Consider the following 14,879-nt stretch of genomic DNA (forward strand, 5'->3'; position numbering starts at 1 on the left):
CTTGTGAACTACGCGCGCTTCGATCTTGTCACGCTCAACCTGTTCATCGAGATTGCGCGCACCGGCAGCATTACCCGCGGCGCCCAACAGGCCAACCTGGCCGTGGCGGCCGCCAGCAAGCGCATCTCCGACCTGGAGACCCACCTCGGCACCCGGCTGCTGTACCGCCATGCGAACGGCGTCACCCTGACCGAAGCCGGCCATGCCTGCTTCCAGCATGCGCTCGGCATCCTGCAGGACGTGGACAAGATGTCGGGTGCGCTGTCCGATTACGCGGCGGGGAGCAGGGGGCAGGTGCGCATCTGGGCCAACACCTCCGCCATCACCCAGTTCCTGCCCGACGACCTGACCCGCTTCCGGCGCGAGCACCCCGGCATCCGCATCAGCCTGGAAGAGCGCACCAGCGGCGACGTGGTGGCCGCGGTGCGCGAGAACCGGGCCGACATCGGCATCTTTGCCGACCGCACCGCGGTGAACGACGTCGAAGTCTTCGATTACCGCAAGGACCGGCTGGTCCTGGTGGTCCCGCCCGACCATCCGCTGGCGGCGCAGCAAAGCGCCCAGCTGGCCGACGCCCTCGACTACGAATTCGTCAGCCTGTCGGAGGCGACCTCGCTGGGCGAACGGCTGCGCGCGGAATGCAGCCGCCTCGAGAAGCCGCTCAAGCTGGGCATCCAGGTACGCAGCTTCGACGCCGTCTGCCGCATGGTGATGGCCGGCCTGGGCATCGGCGTGCTGCCCTACCTGGCGGCCGAGCCGCACGTGCGCTCGATGGGCCTGAAACTGATCGCCCTGACCGACGCGTGGGCGGAGCGCACGCTGCTGCTGGCGCTGCGCAGCACCCTGGCGCCGCCGATGCCGGTCCGGCTCCTGGCCGCCAGTCTCAGTGCCGATGCGGCGCGGGCGCTGGCGCAGCCGCCCGGCGCCTGATCAGGAGTCTGCCTGACCCTGGCGCGGCCGGCCCATGCGGAACAGCTGCTCCGGCCCGATCGAAAAATAATCGGCAGGGCCGCCGCCGCGCAGGATATGGCCGGCGGCCGCGGTATCGTAGACGCCTTCCCTGAGCACGCTCTCGTCGATGTGCACGCCCACGACCTCGCCCATGACCAGCCAGGTCGGCACCGTCTCGCCGCTGGCGCGCTGCAGCTGGATGATCTGCGTCACCCGGCATTCGAAGGACACCGGGCTCTCGGCCACGCGCGGCGCCCCGAGCAGGCGCGATGGCGCTTGCGTGAGCCCGGCCAGCACGAATTCGTCCACATCCGGCGCGGCCGGCGCCGAGCTGAGGTTCATCGCTTCCGCCAGCGACCGGGTCGCAAGGTTCCAGACGAACTCCCCGCTGTCGCGCACGTTGCGCAGCGTGTCCTTCTCGCCCACGCTCGCGAAGCCGACGATGGGCGGCACGTAATTGAATCCGTTGAAGAAGCTGTAGGGCGCCAGGTTGGCGACGCCGTCCTGGCTCAGGGACGATATCCAGCCGATCGGGCGCGGCCCGACGATCGCGTTGAAAGGATCGTGGGGAAGCCCGTGGCCGTTGCGGGGTTCGTAGAAATGGATCGCCATGGGATGACTCTGCGGGTAAAGCGTCGAGGATAGCAGGAGCGCCGGCAGCCTGCTGGCGGCGCCGGGCCTCGCACCCTCAGCGCCGGTCGGCCTTTTCGCGCGCCAGGAAAGCGCGCAGGTCGTCGAAGCTGACGGCGCCGCGGCGCTTGGTGTCGATGGCGTCGAAGTGCGTGGCGACGAAGCCGAAGCCCTTCGCCTCCTCGCGCGACAGGATGCCGTTGCCGTCCACGTCCGCGGCCCGGAACTGGGTCTCGAGCTTGGCCAGCGCCTTGGCGCGCAGCGCGGCGCCCGTCGCCGGCGCTTCGGCCGGACGGATGCGCAGCGCCGGCGGCACCTGGGCGTCGACGCCGATCGGCGCCTGCGCCGCGGCAGCGCCAGCAACACTCAGGAGGAGGATAAATAGATGCATGGTTTTCATTGTGCCACCGATACGCTGTTGTAGAAGGCGCGCAGGTCCGCCTTCTGGAGGCGGCGTACGTTGTCGTCGAGATAGCTCATGTGCCCGCTGTCGTAGTTGCGGATCTGGATGTTGGCGGCGGCGTCCAGCCGCGCCAAGTCGAGCTCGGTCTGGTAGAAGGGCGTCGCCAGGTCATGATAACCGCCCATGGCCAGCACCTTCAGCGAGGGATTGAGCGTCAGGGCGGCGGCCAGGTCCGGGATCGTGTCCGGCAGCGCCTTGCCGTCGTGGCTGAAGTTCCACTGGTTGATGACGTTGTTCGAGCCCAGGTAGGGCGTGATCGCGGTGTAGCGCAGTTCGCTCTCGAGGTAGGTCTTGATGCTGCTGTTGAAGACGCCGCCGACCAGCGAGAGCGAGGGGTCGCCGCCGGCCGCCAGCGCGCTGCCGACGGGCGCCCGCACGCGCGCATCGTAGCGGCCGATCACCTGCCCGGGCGTCAGGCGCGCGCGGTAGGCGCCCGGTACCATCGAAAAATCCTGGCGCCAGGTCAGGGCGGGCAGCCCGGTCCAGGTGGCCAGCTGCGTGACGGTGGCGTCGCTCGGCGGCGTGCCGTTGGCGAGGAAGGCGCCGACCTCGCTGCGGTAGGGGCCGGCGGCGAATGCGCGCGCCTGCTGCAACACCGAGGAGAAGTCGGTCGGCAGGCTGCCCGTCTGGGTGTAGGCCGACACGGCGACATAGCTCGGGATGTAGCCTTCGCAGCTGACCTGGCCGGGATCGAACACGCCGCAGTTGGAGTTGTAGTTCATGGCAGGCGACTGCAGCATGATGCCGGCCACGCGGACGCCGGCCGTTTCCAGCAGGTTGGCCAGCACCGCCGTGCGCGGCCCGCCATAGGATTCGCCGAACAGGTAGAGCGGCGAGGCCTGGCGGTTGTTGGCGGCGAGATAGCGGCGCACGAAGTCGCGGAAGGCCGCCGCGTCCTGGTCGACGCCCCAGAACTGGGCATTGGTGCGTGGTGCGATCGCCTGCGAATAGCCGGTGCCGATGGCGTCGACGAAGACCAGGTCGGAATGGTCGAGCAGGGTTTCCTGGTTGTCGACCAGCTGCGGCGGGCTGGCGGGCGGCACCGTCGACGGGAAGGTGGTGGCCATCCGCCGCGGCCCGAAGGAGCCGAGGTGCAGCCAGATCGAGGCCGAGCCCGGCCCGCCGTTGTAGAAGAAGGTCACCGGCCGCTGCGCCGCGGCCTGGGTGCCGGCGGTATAGGCGACATAGAAGAAGGAGGCGGCCGGCTGCCCGGTCTGCAGGTCGGTGGCTGTCAGGTGGCCGGTGGTGGCGGTGTAGTCGAGCGGCTTGCCGTCGAGGGTAATGCGCGTCTGCACCGTGGCGACGCGTTCTTCCGCGCTGACCAGCGAGGCCGTGGCCGCGCCCGAGTAGACCACCGGGTCGGCGTAGCTGCCGGGCAGGGTGGCGACCGGCGGCGGCACCGGCGCCGGCGCTGCAACTGGAGGGCTGTCGCCACCGCCTCCGCCGCCGCAGGCAGCCAGGAGGGCTGCGAGCAGCGCGCCGGCCAGCGTGGATAAGGGACCGGTGCGGCGCGGCTGTTGGGCAGAAGGTCGGGTGGCCATATTTGTCCTTGTAAATACTGGCGAATATGGCAAGGATTATGCACCGGCTGAGGTAGAACTCAACAGTATCCTGAATTTTGTTGCGGAAATGGCGGGGCAGCGCCGTCCCGGCGTGCAGCGCGAGCACTGGGCCCTAGCGTTTTGCGCGACAATCTCGCCATTCACCGTTTTCGAAGGCTTCCACTCACTCCATGTGCGTCAACTACCGTCCCCCGACCCCCGAGCAGTTCGGCACGCTCGGCGCCTTCAGCGACCTGCCGGCCGACTGGCGCTGGCCGGAAGAAACCTGGAAGGATTACGTGGCCCCGATCCTGCGCGCGGGCCTCGACGGCCGGCCGGAGGCCTGCCTGGCGACCTACGGCATGGTCCCGCGCAGCCGGATCCCGCCCGAGATCAAGCCCTTCGACACGATGAACGCGCGCGCCGAATCGCTGGGCGAGCGGCGCTCCTTCGCGCCGGCCTGGCGCCGCCTGCAGCTGTGCGCGGTGCCGATGGCCTGGTTTTACGAGCCCTGCTACGAAAGCGGGCGCGCCGTGCGGCACGCGATCGGGATGCGCGACGAGTCGCTGTTTTTTGTGGCCGGATTGTGGCGCGACTGGGCGGAGCCGGACGGCACGGTGCAGTCCTCGTTCACCCAGATCACGATCAACGCCGACGAGCACGACCTGATGCGGCGCATGCACAAGCCGGACGACGAGAAGCGGTCGCTGGTGATCCTGCCGCAGGAGGAGGTGGGTGACTGGCTGAGCTGCGGCGACGTCGAGACGGCGCGCAGCTTCCTGCGCCACTATCCGGCGGCGCGCATGCGCGATTGGGCGGCGCCGGCGGCATCGCGCAAGGCGCCGGCGCCGTCGCCGAATCTCGAGTTGTTTTAGGATGCCGTGCCGGTGAAGCCCCTCTCGTGGAAATGGGCGTGACGGGTGGGTGGCGGTTCGAAACGCGTGGAGTCGGGACTCCGGTGAAGCCGTGGAGGAGGCCACTGGCCTCCTCTACCCCTACCTATCGCGATAAACTCCGATTTACTCGATCCAGCTGAACCCGTCGCGCGCCAGCAGCGCGAAGGCTTCCGCCGGCCCCCACGAGCCGGCCGCGTACGCGTGCGGCTTCTCGTCCAGCGTGCCCCAGCCTTCGATGATCGGGTCGGCCCATTCCCAGGCCGCTTCCAGTTCGTCGCGCCGCATGAAGTGGGTCAGGCGGCCGCGCACCACGTCGATCAGCAGGCGTTCGTAGGCTTCGGCGCGGCGCTGCTGGAAGGCCGATTGCAGGTCGAGGTTGAGTTCGACCTGCTGCATCTGCATGCCGCTGCCCGGCTGCTTGGCCATGATCTGCAGCTTGATCGCTTCCTCGGGCTGCAGTTCGATGACCAAGCGGTTCGCGACGCCGCCCGGCGACTCGGGGAAGAGCGGGAAGGGCGGGTTGGCGAATTCGACGACGATCTTCGACGAGCGTCGCCCCATCCGCTTGCCCGTGCGGAGGTAGAACGGCACCTTCGACCAGCGCCAGGTGTCGACGTGGGCGCGCAGGGCGACGAAGGTTTCGGTCTTCGAGCCCGGCGGGACGTTGCTCTCTTCCAGATAGCCCGGCACCTCCTGGTTGCCGCTGACGCCGTGGCCGTACTGGCCGCGCACCGTGTCGCGCGCGATGTCGGCCAGGCGGAAGCGGCGCAGCGAACGGATCACCTTCAGCTTTTCGTCGCGCACCGCGTCCGGGGTCAGCGAGGTGGGCGGCTCCATGGCGACGATGCACAGCAGCTGCAGCAGGTGGTTCTGCACCATGTCGCGCATGGCGCCGGTGCTGTCGTAAAAGCCGGCGCGGCTGCCCACGCCCACTTCCTCGGCCACCGTGATCTGCACGCTCGAGATGTTCGGCGCACGCCAGAGCGGCTCGAGGATCGAGTTCCCGAAGCGCAGCACCATCAGGTTCTGCACCGTTTCCTTGCCCAGGTAATGGTCGATGCGGTAGATCTGCGATTCGGCGAAGTGCTTGCCGACCGCCTCGTTGATGTCGACCGCGGAGGCCAGGTCGCGGCCCAGCGGCTTCTCCAGCACGACGCGTGCCTGGCGGTCGACCAGTCCGGCGGAAGACAACTTGTCGCAGATCGTGATGAACAGGGAAGGGGCGGTCGAGAGATAGAACACCCGCTGCGCGCCCGGGCGCGACGCCTCGGCCAGGGCGCCGAAGTCGGGCGCGGCCTGCACGTCGAGCCGGACGTACACCAGCAGCTGCAGGAAGCCATTCCAGGTCTGCTCGTTGAAATTGCCGGCGGCGATGAAGGAGCGCGAATGCTCCTCGATGTGGGCGAGATAGGCCGCGCGGTCGAGCTCCTGGCGCCCGGTGGACAGGATGCGGGTCGAGGCCGGCAGGTTGCCGTGTAGGTAGGCCATGTAGAGCGCAGGCAGCAGCTTGCGCATCGCGAGGTCGCCCATGCCGCCAAAGATGATCATGTCGAGGGGGAGACCGCTGTCGTGGCCTGTCTGGTGCTCTGCCGGGGGCGTCATAGGGATCCTTTGCAAAAGAAGTAAGGATAGCAGTTTGTGGGCGGGTGGTTTGGCGGCGTGTTTTGAATAGGGGGACGTTGTGCGGCGCGCGCCTGCAGGACGTCCGCACTCGGGTTAAGATTGCATTTTTAGCCAATACAGGAATCTTCCCGCCATGACGACGTCCAGCTACCCCGACACCCGCCTCCTGATCGCCAACGAATGGATTGAAGCGACCGGCGGCAAGACGATCCCCGTGCTCAACCCGGCCACCGGCCAGCCTATCGGCACCGTCGCCCACGCCGGCATCGCCGACCTCGATCGCGCGCTGGCGGCCGCCCAGAAGGGTTTCGAGGCCTGGCGCGCCGTGCCCGCGGCCGAACGTGCCGCCATCATGCGCCGCGCGGCGAACCTGCTGCGCGAGCGCGCCGGCGACATCGCCCGCCTGCTGACCCAGGAACAGGGCAAGCCGCTGGTCGAGGCAAAGGGCGAGGCGATGGCCGGCGCCGAGATCATCGACTGGTTCGCCGCCGAGGGCATGCGCGTGTATGGCCGCATCGTCCCGTCGCGCAATCCGGCCGCGCAGCAGCTGGTGCTGAAGGAGCCGGTCGGCCCGGTCGCCGCCTTCACGCCCTGGAACTTCCCGATCAACCAGATCGTCCGCAAGCTGGGCGCCGCGCTGGCGACCGGCTGCTCCTTCCTGTGCAAGGCGCCGGAAGAGACCCCGGCCTCGCCGGCCGCGCTGTTCCAGTGCTTCGTCGACGCCGGCCTGCCGCCGGGCGTGGTGGGCCTGGTGTTCGGCGACCCGGCCGAGATTTCCGGCTACCTGATCCCGCACCCTGTGATCCGCAAGGTCACCTTCACCGGCTCGACGCCGGTCGGCAAGCAGCTGGCCAGCCTGGCTGGATTGCACATGAAGCGTGCGACGATGGAGCTGGGCGGCCACGCGCCGGTGATCGTCGCGGAAGACGCGGACGTGGCGCTGGCCGTCAAGGCTGCGGGCGCCGCCAAGTTCCGCAACGCGGGCCAGGTCTGCATTTCGCCGACCCGCTTCCTGGTGCATAACGCCGTCAAGGCGGAGTTCACCCGCGCGCTGGTGCAGCACGCCGAAGGCTTGAAGCTGGGCGACGGCCTGGCCGAGGGAACGACCCTGGGCCCGCTGGCCAATGCGCGCCGCGTCAGCGCCATGTCGCAGGTGGTCGAGGATGCGCAGTCGAAGGGCGCGGTGCTGGCCTTCGGCGGTCAGCGCGTCGGCGACGCCGGCAACTTCTTCGCGCCGACCATCCTGGCCGACGTGCCGCTGGAAGCGAGCGTATTCAACGACGAGCCCTTCGGCCCGGTGGCCGCGATCCGCGGCTTCGACAGCCTGGAAGAGGCGATCGCCGAAGCCAACCGCCTGCCGTACGGCCTGGCCGGCTACGCCTTCACGCGCTCGATCAAGAACGCCCAGCTGCTGATGAACCGGATGGAAGTCGGCATGCTGTGGCTGAACCAGCCGGCCACGCCGAGCGCCGAGCTGCCTTTCGGCGGCATCAAGGATTCGGGCTATGGCTCGGAAGGCGGCCCGGAGGCGCTGGAGTCCTACCTGAACACCAAGGCGGTGTCGATGGTCGGCGTGTAAGCGCGACGGCGTGTGGCGCATGGCGCCAGCGAATGCCGCCCGCGGGCGGCATCGCTATCCTTGCGCGCATCCGCTTATCGCTGGGCGATCAGGGGCCCGGAGGACAGGTAGACCCGCGCCATGCGCGGGCCGGGCACGTAGCTCATCAGCATTTCGTCCCCGTAGGCGCCGCGGTTGAAGTCCATCGTCACGTTGCCGTCGCGCGAGACAAATTTGTAGGGCGCCACGGCGAGCAGCCGCATCGGTTTCTGTTTGTCGATAGCGGCGTCGATATGGCGTGTCGCGGTGGCCACTTTCAGGCGCCAGCCGTTCGACATCTTGTATTCGCCCTGGATTGTTTCGGCCTCGTCGGCCATGACGAGCACGGGCTTGACCGCGCTCACCTGCACGGTCGAGATAGGAGCTTCGGGAGGGGGGTAGGGCTGGTTCTGGGCGAACGCGCTCGATGCAAGCAGCAGGGATGCGGGAAGCAGGAGAGTATAGGGGCGCATGATCGTTCCTTTACAAGGTTCAACGGGCTTGCCGGACCGTCGACGCCGTACGGGACGCGCGGGCCGTTGCGAAGCCGCCATGCCGGCGAGAGGGGCGACGGAGGGCGGTCATCTCAGTCTAGGGCGCTGCCCTGCAAGCGCAAGGTCCCTGGGCCACGCATCACGAAACGATCTGGTTTAGCCCCGCTTCAGATCGGCAAGAAATGATTCGGAACGAAGCGTCTGCATGCGCTTTTTTGTATCGCAACCGGCGTTTGTGGACGGGCCCGCGCGTTTTTCGTCGAGCCTGTGTTTCCCATTGCACGGTTCTCGCCCCATGTTTGTTGCACACTGGGCGCATCCGAATACATTGGGAGCGCGCACGATGTCGACATTGCCGATCACGGTGGAGCAGGGACTCCAGGCGGCTGGCGTCGGGAAGTTCCAGTATCGCCTGTTCATGATCTTCGGCCTGGTCTGGATGGCCGACGCCATGCAGGTGCTGTCCATCGGGTTCAGCGCGCCCTCGATCGCGAAGACCTTCGGCATCGGTCTCCCGCAAGCGCTGCAGACCGGCACCCTGTTCTTCGTCGGGATGCTGGTCGGCGCCTTTGCCTTCGGGCGCCTGGCGGACCGGATCGGACGGCGGCCGGTGCTGATGGCGGCGGTGGTGCTCGACGCCTGCTTCGGCGTCGCCTCCGCCTTTGCGCCTGATTTCACCTGGCTGCTGGTGCTGCGCTTCCTGACCGGCGTCGGCGTCGGCGGCACCCTGCCGGTCGACTACACGATGATGGCCGAATTCCTGCCGAGCGACCGGCGCGGCCGCTGGCTGGTGCTACTCGAATCCTTCTGGGCGGTCGGCACCATCCTGCTGGCGGTGCTGGCCCTGGTCGCGGTGGGCTGGGGCGACGATGCCTGGCGCGTGATCTTCTTCGTCACCGGGCTGCCGGCCCTGGTTGGCGTCGTGCTGCGCCTGTTCGTGCCCGAGTCGCCGATGTACCTCAACCGCAGCGGCAAGCCGGAGCAGGCGCGCGCCGTGCTGCAGCGCGTGGCCGAGGCCAACGGCCGCAAGGTGACGATCGGCCGGCTCGACCCGGAAGTCGCCGCCAGGAAGCCGCTGCTGGCGCTGTTCGCCGGCGGCCTGCGCCGCCGCAGCATCGCCCTGTGCACGGCCTGGGCACTGATTTCGATCGCCTATTACGGGGTGTTCGTCTACCTGCCCGTGCGCCTGAGCGCCGAGGGCTTCGGCTTCATGCGCGGCCAGGAATTCCTGATCGTGCTGGCGGCGGTGCAGCTGCCCGGCTTTGCGCTGTCCGCGTACGGGGTCGAGCGCTGGGGGCGAAAGCCGACCCTGGTGGGCTTCCTGCTCCTGAGCGCCCTGGGCTGCATGTTCTACAGCTTCGGCAGCACCACGCTGGTGGTGGTCGGCTCGACCCTGCTGATGAGTTTTGCCCTGCTCGGCACCTGGGGCGCGCTGTACGCCTTCACGCCGGAAGTCTATCCCACCGACCTGCGTGCCAGCGGGATGGGGCTGGCCGGGGCCGTCGCGCGCTTCGGCGGCCTGTTCGCCCCAAGCATCGTGGCGCCCGTCATGGCCACCCACTTCACGCTGGCGCTGGCGATGCTCGCCGCCTTCCTGGGGCTCGGGGCGGCCGCCATCCTGTGCGTCGACGTGGAGTCGCGCAACCGCGCGCTGGAGTAGGCTGCTCCCGGCACCTCGCAATACCGGGAGGTATCCTTTTTGTCATCCCTGGCGCACAATGCATGTGTTCTCCAGGGAGGAAGCGGATGCGTGACGCAGTCATCGTCGGAGCCGGCCACAACGGCCTGGTATGCGCCTTTTATCTGGCTCGCGCCGGCTTGAAGGTCACGGTACTCGAGGGGCGCGACGTGGTCGGCGGCGCCGCCGTCACCGAGGAATTCCATCCGGGTTTCCGCAACTCGGTGGCATCGTATACCGTTTCCCTGCTCAACCCCCGGGTCATCGGGGACATGGACCTCGCCGGCCACGGCCTGCGCGTCGTCGAACGGCCGCTGTCGAACTTCCTGCCGCTCGACGACAGCCGCTACCTGAAGCTCGGCGCCGGCAAGACCGCCGCCGAAGTGGCGAAGTTCTCGCAGCGCGACGCCGATCGCCTCGACGACTATGCGCGCCATCTCGACAGCGCGGCGGACCTGCTGCGCGAACTGGTCCTGCAGACGCCGCCGAACCGGGTAGAGGGCGGCTGGCTCGCCGCGCTGCCCGAACTGATCAAGGCCGGCCAGCTCGGCAACCGCATGCGCAAGCTGTCCGTCTCGACCCAGCGCGAACTGCTCGACCTCTTCACCAAGTCGGCCGGCGACTACCTCGACGGCTGGTTCGAGAGCGCGCCGATCAAGGCGGCCTATGGTTTCGACAGCGTGGTGGGCAATTATGCGAGCCCGTACACGCCAGGATCGGCCTATGTGCTGCTGCACCACGTGTTCGGCGAGGTGAACGGCAAGAAGGGCGCCTGGGGCCATGCAATCGGCGGCATGGGCGCCATCACGCAGGCGATGGCAAAGGCCGCGCGGGCGCTCGGCGTGGAGATCCGTACCGGCTGCCCGGTGGCGGAGGTGCTGCTGGAGGGGCGACGGGCGACGGGCGTGGTGACGGAAAAGGGCGAGCGCATCGACGCGCGCGTGGTCGTCTCGAACCTCAACCCGCGCCTGCTCTATACGAAGCTGGTCGAGCCGGGCGCGCTGCCGCCGGACTTCCTGCGCCGGATGCAGGCCTGGCGCTGCGGCTCCGGCACCTTCCGCATGAACGTCGCGCTGGCCGAGCTGCCGAGCTTCAGCTGCCTGCCCGGCACCCAGGCGGCAGAGCACCATGGCAGCGGCATCATCATCGCCCCCAGCCTGGACTATATGGAACGCGCCTACATGGACGCGCGCAGCAGCGGCTGGTCGCGCGAGCCGATCGTCGAAGTCGTGATTCCGTCCACGCTCGACCCGACGCTGGCGCCTCCGGGCCAGCATGTGGCCAGCCTGTTCTGCCAGCACGTCGCGCCCCAGCTGCCGGACGGATCGAGCTGGGACCTGCACCGCGAACGCGTCGCCGACCTGATGATCGATACCGTGAATCGCTACGCACCGAACTTCAGGCGCTCGGTGCTCGGGCGGCAGATCATGAGCCCGCTGGACCTGGAACGGACCTTCGGCCTGGTCGGCGGCGACATCTTCCACGGCGCGCTGGGGCTCGACCAGCTGTTCGCGGCGCGCCCGATGCTGGGCTATGCCGATTACCGCGGGCCTGTCGCCGGCTTGTACACCTGCGGCTCGGGCACCCATCCGGGCGGGGGCGTCACCGGGGCGCCGGGACACAATGCGGCGCGCGAGGTGCTGCGCGACTTTGCCGGGCGCAGGGCGGGTTCAAGGTAGAATCGCGGCCGCGTCCTCTACCAGAACACGACAGACATGATAAAAGTAAGCTTTGCAGGGCTGGCCCTGTGCCTGGCCGCGCTCCCGCACGCGGCCGCCCAGAACGCCGAGCGCCTGCTGCAGGGCGTCAGCCGCCAGGGCAATACCCTGGAACTGGCCACCAGCGACGGCCGCTACCTGATCCGGCCGTATTCGGCCAACATCGTCGAGACCACCTTCGTCCCGCACGGCGAACGCCTGGACCCGGTCTCGCATGCCGTGGTGCAGGCGCCGGCACAGGTGCCGGTCACGTTCGAAGACCAGGGCGCGCGCCTGAGCTTCGCCACCTCGGGCATCGCCGTCACCATCGAGCGGCAGCCGTTCAGGATCAGCTACGCCTACAAGGGCAAGCCACTGGTGGCGGAAAAGCGCGGCTATGAAGCGGGCCGGGGCGAAGGAAAGCTGGAAACCATCGAGTTCGCGCTCGAGGATGGCGAGGCGCTGTATGGCGCCGGCGCGCGCGCGGTCGGCATGAACCGCCGCGGCCACCGCTTCCAGCTGTACAACAGGGCCCATTACGGCTACGGCGAGCGCTCGGAACTGCTGAACTACACAATCCCGGTCGCCCTGTCGTCGAAGAAGTACGCGATCCACTTCGACAATCCGCAGGTCGGCTGGCTCGATTTCGACAGCCGCAAGGACGGCAGCCTGCGCTACGAGGTGATCGGCGGGCGCAAGACCTACCAGGTGGTCGCCGGCGACAGCTGGGGCGAGGTGATGGCGGGCTACACCGGCCTGACCGGACGCCAGCCCCTGCCGCCGCGCTGGGCCTTTGGCAACTTCGCCAGCCGCTTCGGCTACCGGAGCGAGGCCGAGACGCGCGCCGTGGTGGACAGGTTCATCGACGAGGACATCCCGCTCGACGCCGTCGTGCTCGACCTGTACTGGTTCGGCAAGGAGGTCAAGGGGACAATGGGCAACCTGGCATGGGACCGCGACACCTTCCCGAACGCCGAGAAGATGATGGCGGACTTCCGCAAGAAGGGCGTGAAGACCGTGGTCATCAGCGAACCCTTCGTGCTCACCACTTCGCGCCGCTGGCAGGAAGCGGTCGACCGCAAGGTGCTCGCAACGGACGCGGACGGCAAGCCGTACACCTACGATTTCTACTTCGGGAACACCGGGCTCATCGACCTGTACAAGCCGGAGGGCCGCGACTGGCTCTGGAGCATCTACAAGAACCTGAAGCAGGGCGGCGTGAGCGGCTGGTGGGGCGACCTGGGCGAGCCGGAAGTGCACCCGGCAGGGCTGCAGCATGCGAACGGCCCCGCCAACAAGGTACACAACATCTATGGTCACGACTGGGCGCGCCTGATCGCCGAAGGCTACGCGAGGGAATTCCCGAATGAGCGCCCCTTCATCCTCATGCGCGCCGGTTACTCCGGTTCGCAGCGCTTCGGCATGATCCCCTGGTCCGGCGACGTCAGCCGCAGCTGGGGCGGCCTGCAGTCGCAGATGGAGATCTCGCTGCAAATGGGCATGCAAGGCCTGGCCTACATGCACTCCGACCTGGGCGGTTTCGCCGGCGCGATACTCGACGACGAACTGTATGTGCGCTGGCTGCAGTACGGCGTGTTCCAGCCGGTGTTCCGTCCGCACGCGCAGGAAGAGGTGGCGCCGGAGCCAGTGTTCCGCTCGCCGCGCGCCAAGGTGCTGGCGCGGGCGGCGGTCTGGCTGCGCTATGCGATGCTTCCCTATAACTATACGATTGCCTTCGACAACAACCAGACTGGCATGCCCCTGATGCGCCCGCTGATGTTTGCCGAGGCCGATTCCGGCAAGCCGGTCGAACGCGCCGGCACTTACCTGTGGGGCCCGGATTTCCTCGTCTCTCCTGTAGTGCAGCCCGGCGCGACGCGCCAGGAAGTGTATTTCCCGAACGCCGGCAGCGTCTGGTTCGACTTCCATACCGATGCCCAGCATCGCGGCGGCATTCTGGAAGTGGTGAAGCCGGAAGAAGCGCACATCCCGGTGTTCGTGCGCGCCGGCGCCTTCGTGCCGATGGCGAAGGTGGTGCAGAGCACGCGCGACTACACGGGCCGCCAGCTGGACCTGCACTATTACCATCATGCCTCGGTCGAGGCGTCGAACGGCCGGCTGTACGACGACGATGGCGAGACCGCCAAGGCCTACGAGCAGGGCAAATACGAGATCGTCCGTTTCGCCGGCAAGTATACCGACGGGCGGCTGGAAATCGGCTTCGAGACCGAAACGGGCAAGGATTATGTTGCTGCCGAGCGTGGCTTCAGGCTGAAGGTACACAACGTGCAGGCAAAGCCACGTTCGGTGACGATCGACGGCCGCGTCGTTGTTTCAAGCTGGAATCGCGCCCATAAATTACTTGAAATAAAAGTTCCTGCACGCAGCAAGCAGAATGCGAAGGTGGTGGTCGTTCTGTAAAAAAGACTCTTGCGGACCGCCGTCGCGGTTCGCTATAATTCTCCTCCCGCTGCAGTAAGCGCACCGAAACACCCGACGAATCAAGTAGTTGGGGCTGTCTCAAGTGCGCTACGAATTGCGGGGGTGGTAAAAAAGAGATTGACGACGCAAACGAAACACTGCATAATCTCATCTCTCTGCTGCTGACGAACAAAACGATTCGCAGAATGCAGCAAGGCAACACAAGACAAGCTCTTTAACAATTAACAGTCGATAAGTGTGGGCGTTTGATGAGGGTGCCAAGACTTCGGTCTTGATTACTTAAATTATCAAATGTTCACAAAAGTATTAACGTTGTCTCAGCAATGAGGCGACGGTCAGTATCTTGAGTGAGCGAACCCCGACCAATGGGAGGGGTTCGAAACCGGAGCAATCTGGTTTCGACAAACAGAGATTGAACTGAAGAGTTTGATCCTGGCTCAGATTGAACGCTGGCGGCATGCTTTACACATGCAAGTCGAACGGCAGCACGGGCTTCGGCCTGGTGGCGAGTGGCGAACGGGTGAGTAATATATCGGAACGTACCCAAGAGTGGGGGATAACGTAGCGAAAGTTACGCTAATACCGCATACGATCTAAGGATGAAAGCAGGGGACCGCAAGGCCTTGTGCTCCTGGAGCGGCCGATATCTGATTAGCTAGTTGGTGAGGTAAAGGCTCACCAAGGCGACGATCAGTAGCTGGTCTGAGAGGACGACCAGCCACACTGGAACTGAGACACGGTCCAGACTCCTACGGGAGGCAGCAGTGGGGAATTTTGGACAATGGGCGCAAGCCTGATCCAGCAATGCCGCGTGAGTGAAGAAGGCCTTCGGGTTGTAAAGCTCTTTTGTCAGGGAAGAAACGGCAG

The 14,879-nt window shown here is 66.9% G+C and carries 11 protein-coding genes and 1 rRNA gene; 7 read left to right on the forward strand and 5 right to left on the reverse strand.

Translation table 11 applies throughout. The features are described 5' to 3' along the window. The first annotated feature begins 3 nt into the window (after positions 1-3). Positions 4-930 (forward strand): LysR substrate-binding domain-containing protein, encoded by a 927-nt coding sequence (locus ACWCIA_RS07750; protein WP_454162052.1) that lies wholly within the window; start codon positions 4-6, stop codon positions 928-930. On the opposite strand, the gene ACWCIA_RS07755 is transcribed toward ACWCIA_RS07750, so the two are convergent. From ACWCIA_RS07755 to ACWCIA_RS07765, 3 genes are all read right to left on the reverse strand, one after another. Next, the gene (locus tag ACWCIA_RS07755; protein WP_454162054.1) at positions 931-1,563 is read right to left on the reverse strand and encodes a flavin reductase family protein; all 633 of its coding nucleotides are present in this window, start codon (positions 1,561-1,563) and stop codon (positions 931-933) included. A gap of 76 nt (positions 1,564-1,639) precedes the next feature. Beyond that, a complete protein-coding gene (locus ACWCIA_RS07760; protein WP_454162056.1) occupies positions 1,640-1,972 on the reverse strand; it encodes an EF-hand domain-containing protein in 333 nt (110 codons plus the stop codon). 5 nt (positions 1,973-1,977) lie between these two features. Then, positions 1,978-3,585 carry a S10 family peptidase gene (locus tag ACWCIA_RS07765; RefSeq protein ID WP_454162058.1) on the reverse strand — a complete coding sequence of 536 codons (1,608 nt, stop codon included), beginning with the start codon at positions 3,583-3,585 and terminating at the stop codon, positions 1,978-1,980. Positions 3,586-3,776: 191 nt separating this feature from the next. Here ACWCIA_RS07765 and ACWCIA_RS07770 point away from each other — a divergent pair, with 191 nt between their 5' ends. Then, the gene (locus tag ACWCIA_RS07770) at positions 3,777-4,460 is read left to right on the forward strand and encodes an SOS response-associated peptidase (protein WP_454162060.1); all 684 of its coding nucleotides are present in this window, start codon (positions 3,777-3,779) and stop codon (positions 4,458-4,460) included. A 144-nt stretch (positions 4,461-4,604) separates the two neighbouring features. On the opposite strand, the gene zwf is transcribed toward ACWCIA_RS07770, so the two are convergent. Beyond that, the gene (gene zwf, locus ACWCIA_RS07775) at positions 4,605-6,083 is read right to left on the reverse strand and encodes a glucose-6-phosphate dehydrogenase (protein WP_454162062.1); all 1,479 of its coding nucleotides are present in this window, start codon (positions 6,081-6,083) and stop codon (positions 4,605-4,607) included. 154 nt (positions 6,084-6,237) lie between these two features. Here zwf and ACWCIA_RS07780 point away from each other — a divergent pair, with 154 nt between their 5' ends. Beyond that, entirely contained in the window at positions 6,238-7,683 is a 1,446-nt protein-coding gene (locus ACWCIA_RS07780; RefSeq protein ID WP_454162064.1) for an NAD-dependent succinate-semialdehyde dehydrogenase, read from the forward strand. A gap of 74 nt (positions 7,684-7,757) precedes the next feature. On the opposite strand, the gene ACWCIA_RS07785 is transcribed toward ACWCIA_RS07780, so the two are convergent. After that, on the reverse strand, positions 7,758-8,174 hold the full coding sequence (locus ACWCIA_RS07785) for a hypothetical protein (protein WP_454162065.1): 417 nt from the start codon (positions 8,172-8,174) through the stop codon (positions 7,758-7,760). Between the two features lie 364 nt (positions 8,175-8,538). Between ACWCIA_RS07785 and ACWCIA_RS07790 the strand changes: the two genes are divergently transcribed. From ACWCIA_RS07790 to ACWCIA_RS07805, 4 genes are all read left to right on the forward strand, one after another. Continuing rightward, a complete protein-coding gene (locus ACWCIA_RS07790; RefSeq protein WP_454162067.1) occupies positions 8,539-9,855 on the forward strand; it encodes an MFS transporter in 1,317 nt (438 codons plus the stop codon). An 86-nt stretch (positions 9,856-9,941) separates the two neighbouring features. Beyond that, entirely contained in the window at positions 9,942-11,552 is a 1,611-nt protein-coding gene (locus ACWCIA_RS07795) for a phytoene desaturase family protein (protein WP_454162069.1), read from the forward strand. A 36-nt stretch (positions 11,553-11,588) separates the two neighbouring features. Further along, on the forward strand, positions 11,589-13,991 hold the full coding sequence (locus ACWCIA_RS07800; RefSeq protein WP_454162071.1) for a TIM-barrel domain-containing protein: 2,403 nt from the start codon (positions 11,589-11,591) through the stop codon (positions 13,989-13,991). 435 nt (positions 13,992-14,426) lie between these two features. Beyond that, a 16S ribosomal RNA gene (locus tag ACWCIA_RS07805) occupies positions 14,427-14,879 on the forward strand; the annotation flags it as partial.

This window comes from Massilia sp. SYSU DXS3249 (assembly GCF_053668055.1).